Source organism: Streptomyces sp. NPDC002773 (assembly GCF_040295605.1).
Classification (GTDB): domain Bacteria; phylum Actinomycetota; class Actinomycetes; order Streptomycetales; family Streptomycetaceae; genus Streptomyces.
In genome coordinates this window covers 171,958-188,623 of sequence record NZ_JBEOVO010000005.1, presented here as the reverse complement: position 1 = coordinate 188,623, position 16,666 = coordinate 171,958, and the positions used below count along the sequence as shown (strand labels likewise).

At 73.2% G+C, this 16,666-nt stretch carries 17 protein-coding genes; 8 read left to right on the top strand and 9 right to left on the bottom strand.

What is annotated here, in order from left to right; translation table 11 throughout:
- Positions 1-68: 68 nt before the first annotated feature.
- Positions 69-713 carry a nucleoside/nucleotide kinase family protein gene (locus tag ABT034_RS09335; protein WP_351212987.1) on the top strand — a complete coding sequence of 215 codons (645 nt, stop codon included), beginning with the start codon at positions 69-71 and terminating at the stop codon, positions 711-713.
- A 15-nt stretch (positions 714-728) separates the two neighbouring features.
- Here ABT034_RS09335 and ABT034_RS09330 read toward each other — a convergent pair whose 3' ends face one another.
- Complete coding sequence (locus ABT034_RS09330) at positions 729-1,643, bottom strand: carbohydrate kinase family protein (protein WP_351212985.1); 915 nt, start codon at positions 1,641-1,643, stop codon at positions 729-731.
- On the bottom strand, positions 1,640-2,608 hold the full coding sequence (locus ABT034_RS09325; RefSeq protein ID WP_351212983.1) for a pseudouridine-5'-phosphate glycosidase: 969 nt from the start codon (positions 2,606-2,608) through the stop codon (positions 1,640-1,642). The genes ABT034_RS09330 and ABT034_RS09325 overlap by 4 nt, the downstream gene beginning before the upstream one ends.
- Before the next feature lie 274 nt (positions 2,609-2,882).
- Here ABT034_RS09325 and ABT034_RS09320 point away from each other — a divergent pair, with 274 nt between their 5' ends.
- From ABT034_RS09320 to ABT034_RS09305, 4 genes are all read left to right on the top strand, one after another.
- Positions 2,883-3,239 carry a cupin domain-containing protein gene (locus ABT034_RS09320; protein ID WP_351212981.1) on the top strand — a complete coding sequence of 119 codons (357 nt, stop codon included), beginning with the start codon at positions 2,883-2,885 and terminating at the stop codon, positions 3,237-3,239.
- Positions 3,240-3,481: 242 nt separating this feature from the next.
- Positions 3,482-4,822 carry a discoidin domain-containing protein gene (locus ABT034_RS09315; protein WP_351212979.1) on the top strand — a complete coding sequence of 447 codons (1,341 nt, stop codon included), beginning with the start codon at positions 3,482-3,484 and terminating at the stop codon, positions 4,820-4,822.
- On the top strand, positions 4,822-6,150 hold the full coding sequence (locus ABT034_RS09310) for an MFS transporter (protein ID WP_351212977.1): 1,329 nt from the start codon (positions 4,822-4,824) through the stop codon (positions 6,148-6,150). Before ABT034_RS09315 ends, ABT034_RS09310 begins: the two co-directional genes overlap by 1 nt.
- A 2-nt stretch (positions 6,151-6,152) precedes the next feature.
- A complete protein-coding gene (locus ABT034_RS09305) occupies positions 6,153-7,148 on the top strand; it encodes a TolB-like translocation protein (protein ID WP_351212975.1) in 996 nt (331 codons plus the stop codon).
- Positions 7,149-7,159: 11 nt separating this feature from the next.
- Here the strand turns inward: ABT034_RS09305 and ABT034_RS09300 are convergent, their stop codons facing one another.
- From ABT034_RS09300 to ABT034_RS09270, 7 genes are all read right to left on the bottom strand, one after another.
- Positions 7,160-7,627, bottom strand: a complete 468-nt coding sequence (locus tag ABT034_RS09300; protein ID WP_351212973.1) for a hypothetical protein — start codon at positions 7,625-7,627, stop codon at positions 7,160-7,162.
- A complete protein-coding gene (locus ABT034_RS09295; RefSeq protein ID WP_351212971.1) occupies positions 7,624-8,136 on the bottom strand; it encodes an RNA polymerase sigma factor in 513 nt (170 codons plus the stop codon). The genes ABT034_RS09300 and ABT034_RS09295 overlap by 4 nt, the downstream gene beginning before the upstream one ends.
- A complete protein-coding gene (locus ABT034_RS09290) occupies positions 8,126-8,578 on the bottom strand; it encodes a DUF3995 domain-containing protein (RefSeq protein WP_351212969.1) in 453 nt (150 codons plus the stop codon). The genes ABT034_RS09295 and ABT034_RS09290 overlap by 11 nt, the downstream gene beginning before the upstream one ends.
- Before the next feature lie 143 nt (positions 8,579-8,721).
- Positions 8,722-9,999, bottom strand: a complete 1,278-nt coding sequence (locus ABT034_RS09285; protein ID WP_351213231.1) for an MFS transporter — start codon at positions 9,997-9,999, stop codon at positions 8,722-8,724.
- Positions 10,000-10,016: 17 nt separating this feature from the next.
- Positions 10,017-10,556 (bottom strand): ArsR/SmtB family transcription factor, encoded by a 540-nt coding sequence (locus ABT034_RS09280; protein ID WP_351212967.1) that lies wholly within the window; start codon positions 10,554-10,556, stop codon positions 10,017-10,019.
- A 130-nt stretch (positions 10,557-10,686) separates the two neighbouring features.
- Positions 10,687-11,991 (bottom strand): MFS transporter, encoded by a 1,305-nt coding sequence (locus ABT034_RS09275; protein WP_502972852.1) that lies wholly within the window; start codon positions 11,989-11,991, stop codon positions 10,687-10,689.
- A 64-nt stretch (positions 11,992-12,055) separates the two neighbouring features.
- Positions 12,056-12,619 (bottom strand): methylated-DNA--[protein]-cysteine S-methyltransferase, encoded by a 564-nt coding sequence (locus ABT034_RS09270; RefSeq protein ID WP_351212965.1) that lies wholly within the window; start codon positions 12,617-12,619, stop codon positions 12,056-12,058.
- A 172-nt stretch (positions 12,620-12,791) separates the two neighbouring features.
- On the opposite strand from ABT034_RS09270, the gene ABT034_RS09265 reads away from it, so the two are divergent.
- From ABT034_RS09265 to ABT034_RS09255, 3 genes are all read left to right on the top strand, one after another.
- On the top strand, positions 12,792-13,691 hold the full coding sequence (locus ABT034_RS09265; RefSeq protein WP_351212962.1) for an MHYT domain-containing protein: 900 nt from the start codon (positions 12,792-12,794) through the stop codon (positions 13,689-13,691).
- A 40-nt stretch (positions 13,692-13,731) separates the two neighbouring features.
- The gene (uvrB, locus tag ABT034_RS09260) at positions 13,732-15,861 is read left to right on the top strand and encodes an excinuclease ABC subunit UvrB (RefSeq protein ID WP_351212960.1); all 2,130 of its coding nucleotides are present in this window, start codon (positions 13,732-13,734) and stop codon (positions 15,859-15,861) included.
- Between the two features lie 142 nt (positions 15,862-16,003).
- Positions 16,004-16,582 (top strand): TerD family protein, encoded by a 579-nt coding sequence (locus ABT034_RS09255; RefSeq protein ID WP_351212958.1) that lies wholly within the window; start codon positions 16,004-16,006, stop codon positions 16,580-16,582.
- The last annotated feature ends 84 nt before the right edge of the window (positions 16,583-16,666 follow it).

The window sequence follows — 16,666 nt, the reverse complement described above, 5'->3', positions numbered from 1 at the left end:
GTGGCGGGGTCCCCCTCGCGCAGACCCGGCGGCGACGGACCGGTCGAGCTGCGGGCAGGATGAGGGGGATGAGCGGGACGCGATACGAGGCGATCACCTGGGAACGGCTGGCGGAGACGCTCGCCGGGCACCTCCACACGTCCACGCCCGGCGACGGCGGCCAGTGGCTCAAGGTCGGCATCGACGGGCCGCCCGCCGCGCCCGGCGGCGAGCTCGCCGGGCTGCTCGCCGAGGCACTGCGCACGCGCGGGCGGGCCGTCCATGTCGTGGGGACCGGCGGCTTCCTGCGGCCCGCGTCCCTTCGCTTCGAGTACGGGAAGCAGGACCCCGACGCGTACTACGACGGGTGGACCGACACCGGGGCCCTGTGGCGGGAGGTGTTCGGCCCGCTGGAACCCGGCGGCACCGGGCGTGTCCTGCCCGACCTGTGGGACCCGGTGCGGGACCGCGCGACCCGCAGCCCGTACGTCACGCTGCCGCCGGACGGGATCCTCGTGGTGCACGGCCCCTTCCTGCTCGGCCACTGGTTCCCCTTCGACCTCACCGTCCACCTGCGGCTCTCGGCCGCCGCCCTCGCCCGGCGCACCGAGGAGTCCTGGACCCTGCCCGCCTTCGCCCGGTACGACTCCGAGGTCGACCCCGGCACGACCGCCGACGCCGTCGTACGCGCCGACGACCCCCGGCACCCGGCCTGGACGGGCCTCGGGCGGTAGCCGCACCGGCCCCCGTCAGGCGGTCCCCCTCCTGCCCGGTGGACGGCCGCCCACCAGCGTGACCGCTTCCGCGCCCGCGCGGCAGCCCGCCTCGGCGGCCTTCGCCGGGTCCGCGCCCGCGAGCCGCGCCGCCAGGAACGCCCCGGTGAACGCGTCGCCCGCGCCCGTCGAGTCCACCGGCCGCACCGGGGGCGCCGCCACCCGCGTGGTGACCGCGCCGTCCTCCGCGACCAGTGCGCCCGCCGCCCCGAGGGTGACCGCGACCAGCGGGAAGAGACGGCTCAACTCGGCGGCGGCCGCCTCCGGTTCACCGCACCCGGTGAGCGCCCGGGCCTCGTCGGCGTTGGGCAGCAGGATCTCGGCGCCCGCCACCGACGCCAGGAACCGGTCCGCGCCCAGCTCCCTGAGGAACCCCGCCGAGGCAGGGTCCACGCTCACCGGAACGCCCGCGTCCCGCGCGTCCCGCAGTGCGCGCGTCGCCGCCTCGCGGCTCGGTGCGGCGAAGAACAGGTAGCCCGACAGGTGGAGCCGGGCCACTCCGTCGAGGAGGGCGGCGGACCAGTCACCGGGGGAGAGGCGCAGGGCGGCGCCGCTGTCGGTGAGGAAGGTGCGCTCCGCCGAGGAGTCCACGAGCGCGATCACGGTGGCCGTCGGGGCCTCCGGGTCCCGCACGAGCAGGGGGCGCACGCCCGCGCGCCGCAGCGCCCGGTCGTGCCAGGCCGCCGCGTCCGTCCCGACCCGGCCGAGGAGCCGTACCTCCCCGCAGCCGGAACGCGAGGCCCAGCAGGCCGCGTTGGCCCCGGCGCCGCCCGGCAGGGTCCGGATCGCCGCTGCCGTGTCCGTGGCGGGAGCGAGCGGGGTACGGTGCCGGGCGACGACGTCCGTGACCACGTCCCCGACGACGAGCAGGGCACCCGCCACCCGTCTCACCGACGGACCGGGTCGGGCGCCGCCGCTCCGGGGCGGGGCGCCGCCGCGCCCGAGCCGTCCCCCGCCCCGTACGCCCCCGCGATTCTCGCCGCGAGCCGCACATTGCCCCGTACCGCCGCCAGATTGGCCTCCAGGGACGCCCCTTCCGTGTGCACCGTCAGGTATTCCAGCAGGAACGGGGTCACCCCCTGCCCCGTGATCCCCTTCTCCTTCGCCGCCGCCAGGCCGCCCGCGAGCACGCGGTCGTGGAGCGCGGGGTCCAACTGCTCCGTCACCGGGACCGGGTTGGCGACGACGAGCGCCGCCCGAGGCTCGCCGAGCCGGTCCTGCGCCCGTATCACCCCGGCCACCTCCTCCGGCGTCCGCAGAGTCCAGTCCACGGGCTCGCCCGACGAGGAGAGGTAGAAGCCGGGGAAGTGCTCCGTGCCGTACCCGACGACCGTCACCCCCAGGGTCTCCAGGCGCTGGAGCGTCGCGGGCACGTCGAGGATCGACTTGACCCCGGCGCACACGACGGTGATCCCGACGCGGGCGAGCAGGCGCAGGTCGGCGGACTCGTCCTGAGTGTCGGTCCACTCGCGGTGCACGCCCCCGAGGCCGCCGGTCGCGAACACCCGTATGCCGGCCGCGTCCGCGAGCCGGGCCGTCGCCGAGACCGTCGTCGCCCCGGTCGCGCCGGTCGCCAGGGCGGGGGCCAGGTCGCGGTGACCGAGCTTGCGCACGGCGGGGTCCTCGGCGATCCGGGTCAGGGCCGCCCGGTCCAGGCCGACCCTGGCCGTGCCGTCGACCACGGCGACGGTGGCGGGGACGGCGCCCCCGGCCCGTACCAGCTCCTCCAGCTCCAGGGCCACGGCCAGGTTGCGCGGGCGCGGCAGGCCGTGGGCGATGATCGTCGATTCCAGCGCGACGACGGGACGCCCCTCGTGGAGCGCTTCCCGTACCTCTTCGGACACCTGTGTGGACATGTCCCATTCCTGGCGCGACCACGGGCCCCGCAAACCTCGTTGGCGAGCACCGGCCACGCGGGATCCGGAGCCTGCGGAATCCGTCACGGCGGGCCCGCCGCCGACGTCCGAGCCGGCCTCCCCGCCCCCAGGACGCTGTGCCGAAGGGCCGGTACGGATTTCGTCGCCGTCGCGCGCGTCGGGCATCACGCCTGGTGGGAGGCGAAGCGGAGGGGTTCGGTCCACCAGGTCCCGGCCTCGGGGCGGCCCCGGACCCCCGCTACAGTCACCGCCCATGACGACACATGACCAGCCCTCCTTCGCCGTGCACATCCCCGACGAGGAGCTCGAAGCGGAGCCGCTCGACCCCGGCCAGATCGTCTCCGGCACGCCCGAGGTGACGGGCAAGGTGCTGTGGGAGTCGGCCGACGGCAAGCAGGTGCGCGGCATCTGGCAGATCACGCCCGGCGTCGTCACCGACACCGAGGCCGACGAGCTCTTCGTGGTGGTCTCCGGCCGGGCGACCGTGGCCGTCGAGGGCGGGGACACCCTGGAGATCGGGCCCGGTGACGCCTGTGTGCTGCGCGAGGGCGACCGTACGACCTGGACCGTGCACGAGACCCTGCGCAAGGCGTACCACATCAGCCTCTGAGGGGCCCGAAGTCCTGTGACCACTCGGGCGGTCGAGAGTCTGGTAGGAAACCTTCCTATCGGCTAGCCTCCCGGGCAGCGGCTCGGCGCGGCGCCCCCACCCCGGGGGCGTGACGCGCTCAGTGAGAGCTCTGACCCGGCCGCCGAGCACCACCCCGTCGCGCGGTCCGTGCCGCGCGGCCGGTCCGTGGTGCGCCGCACCGGTGTCCAGCTCTCGCCACCCCACAGGCCAGGGAGCCAGGTATGCGCCTGAACGCCTCCGCCCCACCCCGTCGCACCACCGACCGACTTCCCCTCGTCCTCACCGCCGTCCTGCTGCTCGTCGGCGGGCTCCTGCTCGCCCTCCCGGACCGGGCCGGAGCCGCCGCCGACGTCCTGATCTCCCAGGGCCGGCCGGCAACGTCCTCCTCCGTCGAGGACAGCACGTTCGGCCCGGAGAAGGCCTTCGACGGCGTCTCCACCACCCGCTGGGCCAGCGCCGAAGGCGTCGACCCGCAGTGGATCCGGGTCGACCTCGGCCCCTCGGCCACCGTCTCCCGCGTCAAACTCGTCTGGGAGGCGGCCTACGCGAAGGCCTACCGCGTCGAGATCTCCGCCGACGGCACCACCTGGACCCGCCTCGCCACCGAGAGCGCGGGCAACGGCGGCACGGACGACTGGACCGGACTCACCGGCACCGGCCGCCACCTGCGCGTCTACGGGACCGCGCGCGGCACCTCGTACGGCTACTCCCTCTACACGGTGGAGGTCTACGGCACCACCGGCACCACACCCCCGCCCACCGGCTCCTTCACGGTCGTCGCGGCCGGTGACATCGCCGCCCAGTGCACGGCCTCCAGCAGCTCCTGCGCCCACCCCAAGACCGCCGCCCTCGCCCAGCGCATAGCGCCGTCGTTCTACCTGACGATGGGCGACAACCAGTACGACGACGCCCGGCTCTCCGACTTCCGGAACTACTACGACAAGAGCTGGGGCGCCTTCAAGGCGAAGACCCGGCCCGTCCCCGGCAACCACGAGTCCTACGACCCCGCCGGCGCGTTCTCCGGCTACAAGTCGTACTTCGGCGCCCTCGCCTATCCGCAGGGCAAGGCGTACTACAGCTACGACCAGGGCAACTGGCACTTCATCGCCCTCGACTCCAACTCCTTCGACGACGCCGCGCAGATCCAGTGGCTCAAGGACGACCTCGCGCGGAACACCAAGGGCTGCGTCGCCGCCTACTTCCACCACCCGCTGTACTCCTCCGGCGGCCACGGCAACGACCCCGTCTCCAAGCCCGTCTGGCAGATCCTCTACGGGGCCAAGGCCGACCTCGTGCTCAACGGCCACGACCACCACTACGAGCGGTTCGCCCGGCAGAACGCGAACGGGCAGGCCGCGGCCGACGGCATCGTCGAGATCGTCGGCGGCATGGGCGGCGCCGAACCCTACGACATCGAGACGGTCCAGCCGCACAGCCAGAAGCGGATCAGCGGTCCGTACGGCGTCCTGAAGCTCGACCTCACCGACACCACCTACACCTGGCAGTACGTCGGCGTCGACAACCAGGTCAAGGACTCCGCCCCGACCTACACCTGTCACTGATGTACCTCGCGACCACCGGTCGCCGCGACGCGCCGCCGGCCCCCTCGGGGGTCCGGCGGCGCGTCCCCGGCACCGTCCTCGCCCTCGGCGCGGTCAGCCTGGTCACCGACGTCTCCTCGGAGATGGTGACCGCCGTCCTGCCGCTCTACCTGGTCCTCGGACTCGGCCTCTCCCCGCTCCAGTTCGGCCTGCTCGACGGCCTCTCCACCGGCGCCACCGCGCTCGTACGGCTCCTCGGCGGCGCCGCAGCCGACCGCGGCGGCCGCCACAAACAGGTCGGCGGACTCGGCTACGCCCTCTCCGCCTGCTCCCGGCTCGGCCTCCTCCTCGCCGGCGGTGCGACCGGCTGGATCGCCACCGCCCTCGCCGCTGACCGGCTCGGCAAGGGCGTCAGGACCGCTCCCCGCGACGCCCTCATCACCCTGCACACCCCATCCGAGGACCTGGGCCGCGCCTTCGGCACGCATCGCGCCATGGACACCACCGGCGCGCTCCTCGGGCCCCTGGCCGCCTTCGCCCTGCTGTGGGCGACGGCCGACGCGTACGACGCCGTGTTCGCCGTCAGCTTCTGCGTCGGGGCGTTCGGCGTCCTGCTGTGGCTGCTGCTCGTCCCCGGGCGACGGGATACGGACGCGAACGCGAACGCGGCGCGGCCGACCGGCCCGGCGGCGCCACGCGCGCGTGGAAGCCTCTTCGCCGGGCTGCGCTCACCCGCCTACCGGCGGATCGTGCTCTGCGCCGCACTCCTCGGCGCCGCCACCGTCGGGGACGCCTTCCTGTACCTGCTGCTCCAGCGGCGGCTGGCGTTCGACGCCACCTGGTTCCCGTTCCTGCCGCTCGGCGCGGCCGGCGTCTATCTGCTGCTCGCGGTCCCCGCCGGACGCCTCGCCGACCGGATCGGGCGGCGCGGGCCGCTCCTGTACGGGCACGGGGCCCTGCTCCTCGCCTACGGGCTGCTCCTGACCCCGCTGCCCGACACCGCGGTCCTCCTCGGCGTCCTCGCCCTGCTCGGGATCTTCTACGCCGCCACCGACGGCGTCCTGATGGCCCTGACCGGCCCCTTCCTGGCCGAGGGCCGACAGGCGGGCGGCCTCGCGCTCGTCCAGACCGCCCAGGCACTCGCCCGGCTGGCGGCCGCCGTCGGCTTCGGCGCTGTCTGGACCGCGAGCGGGCCGGAGACCGCCCTCGTCACGGCCCTCCTCGCCCTCACGGCGGCCCTCTGCTGCGCCGCGCGCCTGCTGCCCGCCACCCCCACGGACCAGGGCGCCACCACGCGAGGCCAAGGCGCCACCCCTACCCCCACCGAGCCCGCCGAGAGGACCGACTGACCATGCCCGCCCCGACCGGAGCCCGCCCGACCACCCGCACGCGCGTGTGGATCCTCGTACTCGCCCTCCTGCTGCTCGGCGGCGGAGCCACCGCCTACACCCTGCGGGCGGCCTCGGGACGGGAGGCCGCGGCCACCGGCACCGCCGACCCCGGGTTCACCCTCGACGCCGGCACCGGCGCGCTCTACGCCCGGGACACCGCGAGCGGGCGCGTCGCGCGCGTGGACCCGGCCGCGCCCGGCGGCCGGGTCGCGGGCGGACCCTCCTGCGACCGATTCCACGCGGCCGGCGGGACCGCCCTCTGCCTCCAGCGGAGGCCGGGCGTCCCGGCCCGCTCGTACGCCCTCGTGCTCGACCGCCGACTGCGCGAGGTGCGCCGCGTCGGCCTGCCGGGCATCCCCAGCCGGGCCCGGGTCTCGGCCTCGGGGAACCTGCTCTCCTGGACGATGTTCGCGACCGGCGACTCCTACGCGCGCTCGTCCTTCTCCACCCGCACCTCGATCCTCGACCTGCGCACCGGCTACCTGGTGAAGAACATGGAGCAGATCCCCCTCACCCTCGAAGGCCGCCGGTACCACGCCCCCGACGTCAACTACTGGGGCGTCAGCTTCGCGGCGGACGACAACCGCTTCTACGCCACCGTGTCGACGGCCGGCCGCACCCACCTCGTCGAGGGCGACCTGCGGAACTGGTCGGCGCGGGCACTGCGGGAGAACGTCGAATGCCCGTCGCTCTCCCCGGACGGCACCCGGATCGCCTTCAAGAAGCGGGTCTCCGACGGCCCGCGCGAGCCGTGGCGCCTGTACGTGTACGAGCTGGCCACCGGGCGCGAACACGCGACCGCCGAGCGGCGTGGCATCGACGACCAGGCCCTGTGGACGGACCGCGGGACCCTCGCGTACGGATACGGGGGAGAGGTCTGGACGGTACCCGCCGACGGTACGGGAGCCCCGCGCCGCCTCGCCCGCGCGGCCTCCTCCCCGGCGGCGCCGCGCTGACCGTACGGAGATCAGTGCCCTCCCGGTCGCAGCAGGGCGGTCAGGCGTTGGACGCTGCGGCTGCCCTCACGGCGTACGCCCAGAGGGATCAGGGCGGCGTGGGTCGGCAGGCGCACGCCGCCGGTGAACGCCACCCGGGTGCCCGGGCCTTCCGGGGTCGCGGCCACGCCGAGCAGCAGGAACCGGCTCTGCAGCCAGCACCAGCCGGGCCGCTGCACGCCGCGCAGTCGTGCCCGCATTCCGTACCTGCTGCGTGCCAGTACCTCCACGCGTTCGCCCTGCCGGCGGAGGACGCGCAGCCGCTCCATGTCGGGCACGACCTGCCCGAAGCCGCCCTCCAGGTCGCCCAGCAGGGCCCAGACCCGTTCGAAGGGGGCGTCGATATACGCCTCGGTCACGTGGGCGCCGCGGATGCCGCCGGCCAGGGCGTGCAGGCGGCGTACGGGGTCGAGGTCGGTGATGGGCCAGGGCTCGTTCATGACGTCCACGCCTTCCGGAAGATGCCGCGGGCCCGGTGCAGCCGCGACTTGACGGTGCCCGTGCGGACGCCCAGCAGGGCGGCGGCGGTGCGCTCGTCCAGGCCCTCGACGTCACGCAGCATCAGCACCGCGCGGTGCTCGGGGGAGAGCCGGTCCAGTACGTCCCTGATGTCGGCGGAGAGTTGGGGGTCGCCGAGGGCGGGGAGGGCGGTGAGATCGGCCGGTACGCTGCGGGCGGCGCGATGGGCGGTACGGATCGCCTCCCGTACGGCGATGGCACGGACCCAGCCGTGCAGTGCGGCGGGGTCCTTGAGGGTGCGGAGCGACTTGAAGACCGCCACCAGGGTCTCCTGCGCGGCGTCCGCGCCCTGGCTCAGGGCTATGGGCGCGCAGACGCGCCCCACGTACGGGGCGAGGACGTCCAGGAGTTCGGCCATGGCGAGGGTGTCGCCCCGCTGGGCGGACCGCACGAGCCGGACCGTCCGGTCATCGGATCGTTCAGCGGGCACGTGCCGCGTCCTTCCACCGCGCCACGCGCAGTGCGGCGACGGCCAGGACGGCGCACAGCGGGGTGTAGAGCAGGAGGTTGAGCCAGTGGAAGGCCGTGCCGGTCTCCTTGGCGAACAGCCAGTAGATTCCGGCCAGAGCGCGCAGCGAGAGGCCCGCGGCCACGGCCAGGGTGCCGGCGCGGAGTAGCAGGTTGCCGGGTCGGCGGGCGTGGGCGAGGACGAGAGCGGCGGCCGTGAGGAGCAGGGCGGCGAGAGGGAGCAGGACCGGTGGTGTGAACGGCACGTCCGTACCGAGAACGGCGTAGGACAGGCTTCTGCCGTCGGCCGCGGGCCAGGTGGCTCCCGTAGTCCAGTACAGATGGAGCGCGGCGTCCGCCGTGAGCACCGAGGCGACGAGCGCGGCGGCGCGGGTGGGTGCGGGGGTGCGGGGTCGGTACAGCATGGGGCCTCCTGCGTCGGAGAGGGGATTCCGTCGCCCTGTTGAGGAGCCGTCCGCGCGAAACGTTCCCTCGGAGTGCGTGAATTGTGCGGAGGGTTGCGGACCCGGGCCTTGCCGGGGGGTGAGGGCCGACGTACCCGACGGGGTCACGCCCCCACGTCGGGGGCGCTCTCCTGGGCGGGGTCCTTGGATGCCGGGTGATCCGGACGGTCGGCCGGTGCGGCGGCACGCAGCGCCGCTTCGACCCGGCGGTTGCTGGTCATGGACGCCGTGACGGCCGTCATCGCCAGGAGGAGGACGGCGGCGGCGTAGAGCGGGGTGCGGATGTCGTAGGCGGTGGCCAGCCAGCCGCCGAGGAAGGCCCCGAGGGGAGCGGCGCACATGGCCAGCATGCGGGAGGTGGAGGCGACCCGGCCCATGAGGTGGGCCGGGACGATCGCCTGCCGGAGGGAGGGCGCGAGCACCATCGTGGCGCCCATGCCGGCCCCGCAGACGGCGAGCGCCAGCCCGGCCGCGTACGGGTTCGGGGCAGCGGCAAGGCCCAGGATGGCAAGCCCTTCGACGGCGGCCGTGCAGGTCAGTGCCGTGCCGGTGCCGAGTCGTCGGCCGAGGGAGGAGGCGATGCCCGCACCGAGCAGACCGCCGGCGGCCTCGGCCGTGAGGAGCAGGCCGAAGCCGTATGTGTCGATGCCGAGGCGGTCGTGCGCGAACAGGGCGAGGACGGTCTCCACGGCGAGGAAGGCGACGTTCCCGACCGCCGGGCGGAGCGCGAGCCCGAGGAGCAACCGGTCCCGGAAGACGTACGAGGCCCCGGCCCGCGCCTGCCGGAGCAGCGACTCGCGAATCTCGGGTACGGGCCGGGGTACGGCGGGAAGCGACCGTACGAGCAGTGCGGAGAGCAGGAACGACACCGCGTCGGCGAGCAGCGGAACCGCCCGCCCGAGCGCGAGCAGCGCACTGCCCGCGGGCGGCCCCGCGAAACCGGACATGGCGGTCTGGGCCCCGCGCAGGCGGGAGTTGGCTCGCTCAAGGAGTGCGGGGTCGCGGCCGAGCAGATCCGGCAGATAGGCCGTGGCGGCCGTGTCGAAGAAGAGTCCGCCGAGGCCGAGCAGGAAGGCGACGGCCGCGAGCAGCGGGATGCTCAAGCCGTCGAGCGCGGCCGCTGCCACCGGTATCGCGAGCACCACCGCACGCGCGGCGTCCATGACCCACATCGTGCGCCGGCGGTCCCAGCGGTCCACCAGCGCCCCGCCGAGCACCCCGAAGAGCAGCCACGGCAGCGTCCCGGCGGCCGTGACGACGGCGAGCGCCATCGGATCCCGCGTCAACGTCAACGCGAGCAGCGGCAGCGCGGCATGGGACACCCCGTCACCGAGCGAGGACACCGTCTGCGCGGTCCACAGTCGTCCGAACCCGGTCGGCATCTTCCGTACGTCCGAGGTCACTTGGCGTCTCCTTCGGCCTGCGCGCGAGGTGCCGGGTGGAACAGGGCGAAGACGAGGGAGGCGTCCGGCAGCGACGGATCGGACAGCTCCCGGTACTCGTCCGCCAGTGCCTGCAGCCGCGCCCCCAGCTGCGCGAACTGCTCCTCGGTGAGCCGCAGATGCGCCATCCGGACGTGCCGCTCGCCGTCCGCCGGCGACGCCTCCAGGTCAGCCACCGCGTGACGCATCAGCACATCCGGCCCTCCCTCGCCCGGATCCGGCAGCTCGATCGACCGCGCGGCCATCGCGTAGTACCGCTCGGTGACACCCCGCACCTTCCGCGTCCGCACCACCTTCACCAGCCCGGCCCGTTCAAGGAGCCGCACGTGATAGCTGGAACTCCCCTTCGCGAGGCCCACCCGCTCGGCGATCTGCGTGATCGTCGCGGGCTCGAAGCGGAGCACCGCCATGATCCGGTGGCGGGTGAGATTGGAGACGGCGCGCAGTTGCTCGTCCGTGGTGACGTGGAACGTCTCGGGAAGATCATCGGTAGGCATGCGGGCAATGGTCAACGTTTCTTGACCATTAGCCAAGTGATTTCGCGCGGACCCCGCATGCGGGCCTACCGAGCGGACCCGCGCCGCATGTGGGCCCCCGCATGCGGGCCGACCGGTCCCGCCCCCGGAATCAGGCCTTCCGTAGCGAGCCGCGGAGCGCCAGCGCCGCCATCGGCAGCAGCAGGCACGCGGCGATCGCGTTCAGCGGCCCGTAGCCCGCCTTCGCGACGATCAGACCCGCCGCCAGACCGCCGACACCGGCGCAGGTGTTCATGATGAAGTCGGAGAGCCCCTGGACCGCGGGCCGTGCGGCCTGCGGCACCGAGTCCGTGAGCAGCGCCGAGCCGGCCACCAGACCCGCCGACCACCCCAGACCGAGGACGAAGAGCCCCAGGGCGGTCCGGCCGTGGCTGGGTCCCGCCGTACCCGCGACGAGCGCCGCCACGCCGATCAGCCCGACCGCGAGCCCGATCACCGACAGGCTTCCGAGCCGGTCGGACAGCCAGCCCATCAGGGGCGAGAAGGCGTACATGCCGGCGATGTGCCCGCTGATCACGAGCCCGACCAGCTGGATGTCCGCACCGTGGTGGGTGAGTGCCACCGGGGTCATCGACATGATCGACACCATCGCGGTGTGCGAGCCGGCGACGGTGACCAGGGCGAGGCGGGCCCGCGGAGATTCCCGCACCACCCGCATACCGGCCCGGAGCGAGCGCCCCTCCGCGCCCTCGCCCGCCCCGGGCTCGGTCAGCGCGCGGGCGGTGAGGAGCGGATCCGGGCGCAGCAGCAGTGCCACCACGGCCGCCGCGACCACGAAGATGGCGGCGGCCCAGACGAAGGGCCCGGCGGTGGCCGGTATGCCCAGGCCGGAGACGCTCTTCCCGGCGGGCGCGGCGATGTTCGGGCCGAGCACCGCCCCGATCGTGGTCGCCCACACCACCGTGGAGATGGCTCGCGCCCTGCGGTCCGGTGCGGCGAGGTCGGCGGCGGCGAAGCGGGCCGCCAGGTTCGCCGAGGACCCGGCGCCGAAGCCGACGAGCCCGACGAGCAGCAGGGGGAAGCTGCCGACGACCGCCCCGAGCACCGTCACCCCCGCCCCGAGCGCGCCGATGAGGTACGCGAGGACGAGCCCGGCCCTACGGCCCCGCGAGGCCATCAGAGCGGCCAGCGGCATCGCGAGCAGTGCGGGACCGGCCACGGTCGCCGTCGACGCCAGACCGGAGAGGGCCTCGGAGCCGCTGACGTCCTTGGCCAGGACGGCGGACAGGGCGATGCCGGTGGCGATGCCGAGGCCCCCGAGGATCTGGGTGGCGATGAGCACGGCCTGGATACGGCGGCGGAGGGCGGGCAGCCCGGCGCCGGTGGCGGAGAGGTGCTCGGGCAGGACGGCGTCAGGCGCGTCAGGTACGTCAGGGGCGCCGGGGGTGCTGGTCACTGGCACGAGTGTGCCAGCCGCCCCACCCGGGGGACACGCCGCCGACGGGCCGGATCGCCCCCGCTCAGAACAGCGGCGCGGGCAGCACGCCCTCAAGGGCGAGCAGCTGTCTCTTGGTCTCCAGACCGCCCCCGAAACCGCCGAGCCCTCCGTCGCTCTCCACCACCCGGTGGCACGGCACCACCACCGGCAGCGGATTGGAGCCCATCGCCACCCCGACCGCCTGCGCGGCCCCCGGCTGGCCCACGCGCCGCGCCAGCTCCCCGTACCCGACGACCGTGCCGTACGGGACGGTCGTCAGCTCGCGCAGCACCTGCCGGTTGAAGCCGGTCGTCAGGCTCCAGTCCAGAGGCAGCCCGACATCGCCCGGCTCACCCGCGAAGTACCGGTCGAGCCGCCGTATCGCGCCCGCGAGCAGCCCCGAGGCGCGCTCCACCGGCTCCGCGCCGAGCTGCCCCGCCAGCCGGGTGAGCATCCGCTCCCTGCGCGCCGCGTCGGCGTGGAACTCCACCCGCACGAGCCCCCGGCCGGTCGCGGCGAGGAAGAGCGGCCCGATGGCGCTCTCCATGACCGTCCACTCCGCCGGGACGGCCCGCCCGCCGCCCGTCGGCCCCGCTTCGATGTCCATGCCGCCCACGGTACGACCCGCCACTGACAGCCAGGTGGGGAACGACCGGACCGGTCGAAAAGGAGCGACTTCCCGCCGTCGCCACTCCCACGCCATAATCTCGCCCCGGTAGTACCCAGCGGTACCGACTGTTTTCGGACGACGTGGCACCAGGGGTGGAGGACTCACGCTCATGCAGGGCACGGTCGACGGATTCAGTTACGGCCTCGTCACGCCGGTGGCCTCCTTTCTCATGGCGTGCCTGGGCGGAGCCCTCGGCCTCAGGTGCACCACGAGATCGCTCCGCAACCGCGACAGCTTCAAGGCGGGCTGGCTCGCCCTCGGCGCCACCTCGATCGGCACCGGCATCTGGACCATGCACTTCATCGCCATGATGGGCTTCTCCGTCCACCAGGCGCCGATCGACTACGACCGCCCGATCACCTTCGCCAGCCTGGGCGTCGCCGTCCTCATGGTCGGGATCGGCATCTTCATCGTGGGATACCGCGGGGCCACCGCCCTCACCCTGGTCACCGGCGGCACCATCACCGGTCTGGGCGTGGCCACCATGCACTACCTGGGCATGGCCGGGATGCGTCTCCAGGGGCGGATCGAGTACGACACGCCCACCGTCGCCCTCTCCGTGGTCATCGCCGTCGTGGCGGCCACCGTGGCCCTCTGGGCGGCCGTCTCCGTACGTGGATTTCTGGCCAGCCTCGGCGCCAGCCTGGTGATGGGCGTCGCCGTCAGTGGTATGCACTACACCGCCATGGCCGCGGTCAGCGTCCACCTGCACGGCACCGGGCCCGCCACCGACACCGGTGACGCGGCCACCTCGCTCCTGCTGCCGATGCTGCTCGGCCCGGCCGTCTTCCTGATCCTCGCCGCCGTCGTCGTCATGTTCGACCCGCTGCTCGTGATGGGAGACCCGGACTGGCAGGGGTCCGCGGCCCGGGCCCCGCACCGCCCCGGCGTGCCCGCCCCGCGCCACGTCCCGTCCTACGGCGAGCCCGCCAACTGGACGTCCCGGCCCGCCGGCCGCACCGCCCGCGGGACCGCCGCCAGGGGCGGCCACCGCTCCCAGGACTGGTGATCACCGCCCGACTGTCAGTGCCGGGTCGTACGGTGGTTGCATGCGGCCCGTTTCCAAGATCGAACGTTCGGTGGCGCCCTTCGAGGTCGTCAGCTCCTACCAGCCCAGCGGCGACCAGCCCACGGCCATCGCCGACCTCGAGCGGCGCGTCCGCGCGGGTGAGAAGGACATCGTGCTCCTCGGTGCCACCGGCACCGGAAAGTCGGCCACCACCGCGTGGATGATCGAGAAGCTCCAGCGCCCCACCCTGGTGATGGCGCCGAACAAGACGCTGGCCGCCCAGCTGGCGAACGAGTTCCGCGAGCTCCTGCCGAACAACGCGGTGGAGTACTTCGTCTCGTACTACGACTACTACCAGCCCGAGGCGTACGTGCCGCAGTCGGACACGTACATCGAGAAGGACTCCTCGATCAACGAGGAGGTGGAGCGGCTCCGGCACTCCGCGACGAACTCCCTGCTCACCCGCAGGGACGTCATCGTGGTCGCCTCCGTCTCCTGCATCTACGGCCTCGGCACGCCCCAGGAGTACGTGGACCGGATGGTCCCGCTCAAGGTCGGCGAGGAGATCGACCGCGACCAGCTGCTCCGCCGCTTCGTCGACATCCAGTACACGCGGAACGACCTGGCGTTCACCCGCGGCACCTTCCGCGTCCGCGGCGACACCATCGAGATCTTCCCGGTGTACGAGGAGCTGGCCGTCCGCATCGAGATGTTCGGCGACGAGATCGAGGCCCTCTCCACCCTCCACCCGCTCACCGGCGAGATCATCAGCGAGGACCGCGAGCTGTACGTGTTCCCCGCCAGCCACTACGTCGCGGGACCCGAGCGCATGGAGCGCGCGGTCAACGACATCGAGCGCGAGCTGGAGGGCCGTCTCGCCGAGCTCGACAAGCAGGGCAAGCACCTGGAGTCCCAGCGGCTGCGCATGCGGACCACGTACGACATCGAGATGATGCGCCAGATCGGCTCGTGCTCCGGCATCGAGAACTACTCGATGCACTTCGACGGACGCGACCCCGGCACCGCGCCCAACACCCTCCTGGACTACTTCCCCGAGGACTTCCTGCTCGTCATCGACGAGTCGCACGTCACCGTGCCGCAGATCGGCGCCATGTACGAGGGCGACGCCTCCCGCAAGCGGACCCTGGTCGACCACGGCTTCCGGCTGCCGTCCGCCCTCGACAACCGCCCGCTGAAGTGGGAGGAGTTCCAGGAGCGGATCGGCCAGACCGTCTACCTCTCCGCGACCCCCGGGACGTACGAGCTCTCCCGGGGCGACGGCTTCGTCGAGCAGATCATCCGCCCCACCGGCCTGGTCGACCCCGAGGTCGTCGTCAAGCCCACCGAGGGCCAGATCGACGACCTGGTCCACGAGATCCGGCTGCGCACCGAGCGGGACGAGCGGGTCCTCGTCACCACCCTCACCAAGAAGATGGCCGAGGACCTCACCGACTACTTCCTGGAGCTCGGCATCCAGGTCCGCTACCTCCACAGCGACGTCGACACCCTGCGCCGCATCGAGCTCCTCCGTGAGCTGCGCGCCGGTGAGTACGACGTCCTCGTCGGCATCAACCTCCTCCGCGAGGGCCTCGACCTGCCCGAGGTGTCCCTCGTGGCGATCCTCGACGCGGACAAGCAGGGCTTCCTGCGGTCGGGGACCTCCCTGATCCAGACGATCGGCCGCGCCGCGCGAAACGTCTCGGGCCAGGTCCACATGTACGCGGACCGGATCACCCCGGCGATGGAGCAGGCCATCGACGAGACCAACCGCCGCCGCGAGAAGCAGGTCGCGTACAACACGGAGCACGGCATCGACCCGCAGCCGCTCCGGAAGAAGATCAACGACATCGTCGCGACCATCGCGCGCGAGGAGGTCGACACCGAGGAACTGCTCGGCAGCGGCTACCGCCAGGCGAAGGAGGGCAAGGGCGCCAAGGCCCCCGTCCCCTCCCTCGCCGCGCACGGCGTCAAGGGCAAGGGCAAGTCCGGCTCCACCATGGAGCTCGGCGACCGGCCCGCCACGCAACTGGCCGCGATCATCGAGGAGATGACCGACCGGATGCGCGCCGCCGCCGCCGAGCTGCAGTTCGAGGTGGCCGCCCGGCTCCGCGACGAAGTGGGAGAGCTGAAGAAGGAGTTGCGCCAGATGAAGGAGGCGGGACTCGCCTGACCGGGCGGCGGTCCGGTGTGTTGCAAGACCGACACAAAACCGGACCGCGCCTCCTCGGTGTCAGTGGCGCTGCGTAGGGTGACCGACAACCGCACGCACCGGAACAGCGGGCGCGGGGAACGCTAACGAGAGGGGCATACGCGTGTCGGTCAACATGACCAAGGGTCAGGCCATCAGCCTGGAGAAGAAGGGCGGGGGCAACCTCACCCAGGTCCGGATGGGCCTCGGCTGGCAGGCCGCGCCGCGCCGCGGTCTCTTCGGCAAGCGCACGCAGGAGATCGACCTGGACGCCTCGGCCGTCCTCTTCGCCGACAAGCAGCCGGTCGACGTGGTCTTCTTCCGTCACCTGGTCAGCGACGACGGCTCCGTCAAGCACACCGGTGACAACCTCGTGGGCGGCGCGGGCCAGGGCGGCGACGACGAGGCGGTCCTCGTCGACCTGGAGCGGGTCCCGGTCCACATCGACCAGATCGTCTTCACGGTGAACTCCTTCACCGGCCAGACGTTCCAGGAGGTGCAGAACGCGTTCTGCCGCATCGTCGACGAGACGACCGGGCAGGAGCTCGCGCGCTACACCCTCGACGGCGGCGGCAACTACACCGCCCAGATCATGGCGAAGGTCCACCGGGTCGGCACCGGCTGGCAGATGACCGCCCTGGGCAACCCGGCCAACGGGCGCACCTTCCAGGACCTGATGCCCGCGATCCTGCCGCACCTGTAGGCGGCCCGCGCGGCACACACCACAGCTCCCGGAGGCTGCAGGCCACCGGGAGCTGTCCCGCATGAACACGTGAACACACGAGCG

What these genes read in the sequence shown, in the direction of transcription:
- ABT034_RS09335 (WP_351212987.1), top strand. Translation starts at nt 69, where the DNA reads ATGAGCGGGACGCGATACGAGGCGATCACCTGGGAACGGCTGGCGGAG.
- ABT034_RS09325 (WP_351212983.1), bottom strand. Translation starts at nt 2,608, where the DNA reads ATGTCCACACAGGTGTCCGAAGAGGTACGGGAAGCGCTCCACGAGGGG.
- ABT034_RS09320 (WP_351212981.1), top strand. Translation starts at nt 2,883, where the DNA reads ATGACGACACATGACCAGCCCTCCTTCGCCGTGCACATCCCCGACGAG.
- ABT034_RS09315 (WP_351212979.1), top strand. Translation starts at nt 3,482, where the DNA reads ATGCGCCTGAACGCCTCCGCCCCACCCCGTCGCACCACCGACCGACTT.
- ABT034_RS09310 (WP_351212977.1), top strand. Translation starts at nt 4,822, where the DNA reads ATGTACCTCGCGACCACCGGTCGCCGCGACGCGCCGCCGGCCCCCTCG.
- ABT034_RS09305 (WP_351212975.1), top strand. Translation starts at nt 6,153, where the DNA reads ATGCCCGCCCCGACCGGAGCCCGCCCGACCACCCGCACGCGCGTGTGG.
- ABT034_RS09300 (WP_351212973.1), bottom strand. Translation starts at nt 7,627, where the DNA reads ATGAACGAGCCCTGGCCCATCACCGACCTCGACCCCGTACGCCGCCTG.
- ABT034_RS09290 (WP_351212969.1), bottom strand. Translation starts at nt 8,578, where the DNA reads ATGCTGTACCGACCCCGCACCCCCGCACCCACCCGCGCCGCCGCGCTC.
- ABT034_RS09285 (WP_351213231.1), bottom strand. Translation starts at nt 9,999, where the DNA reads ATGCCGACCGGGTTCGGACGACTGTGGACCGCGCAGACGGTGTCCTCG.
- ABT034_RS09280 (WP_351212967.1), bottom strand. Translation starts at nt 10,556, where the DNA reads ATGCCTACCGATGATCTTCCCGAGACGTTCCACGTCACCACGGACGAG.
- ABT034_RS09270 (WP_351212965.1), bottom strand. Translation starts at nt 12,619, where the DNA reads ATGGACATCGAAGCGGGGCCGACGGGCGGCGGGCGGGCCGTCCCGGCG.
- ABT034_RS09265 (WP_351212962.1), top strand. Translation starts at nt 12,792, where the DNA reads ATGCAGGGCACGGTCGACGGATTCAGTTACGGCCTCGTCACGCCGGTG.
- uvrB (WP_351212960.1), top strand. Translation starts at nt 13,732, where the DNA reads ATGCGGCCCGTTTCCAAGATCGAACGTTCGGTGGCGCCCTTCGAGGTC.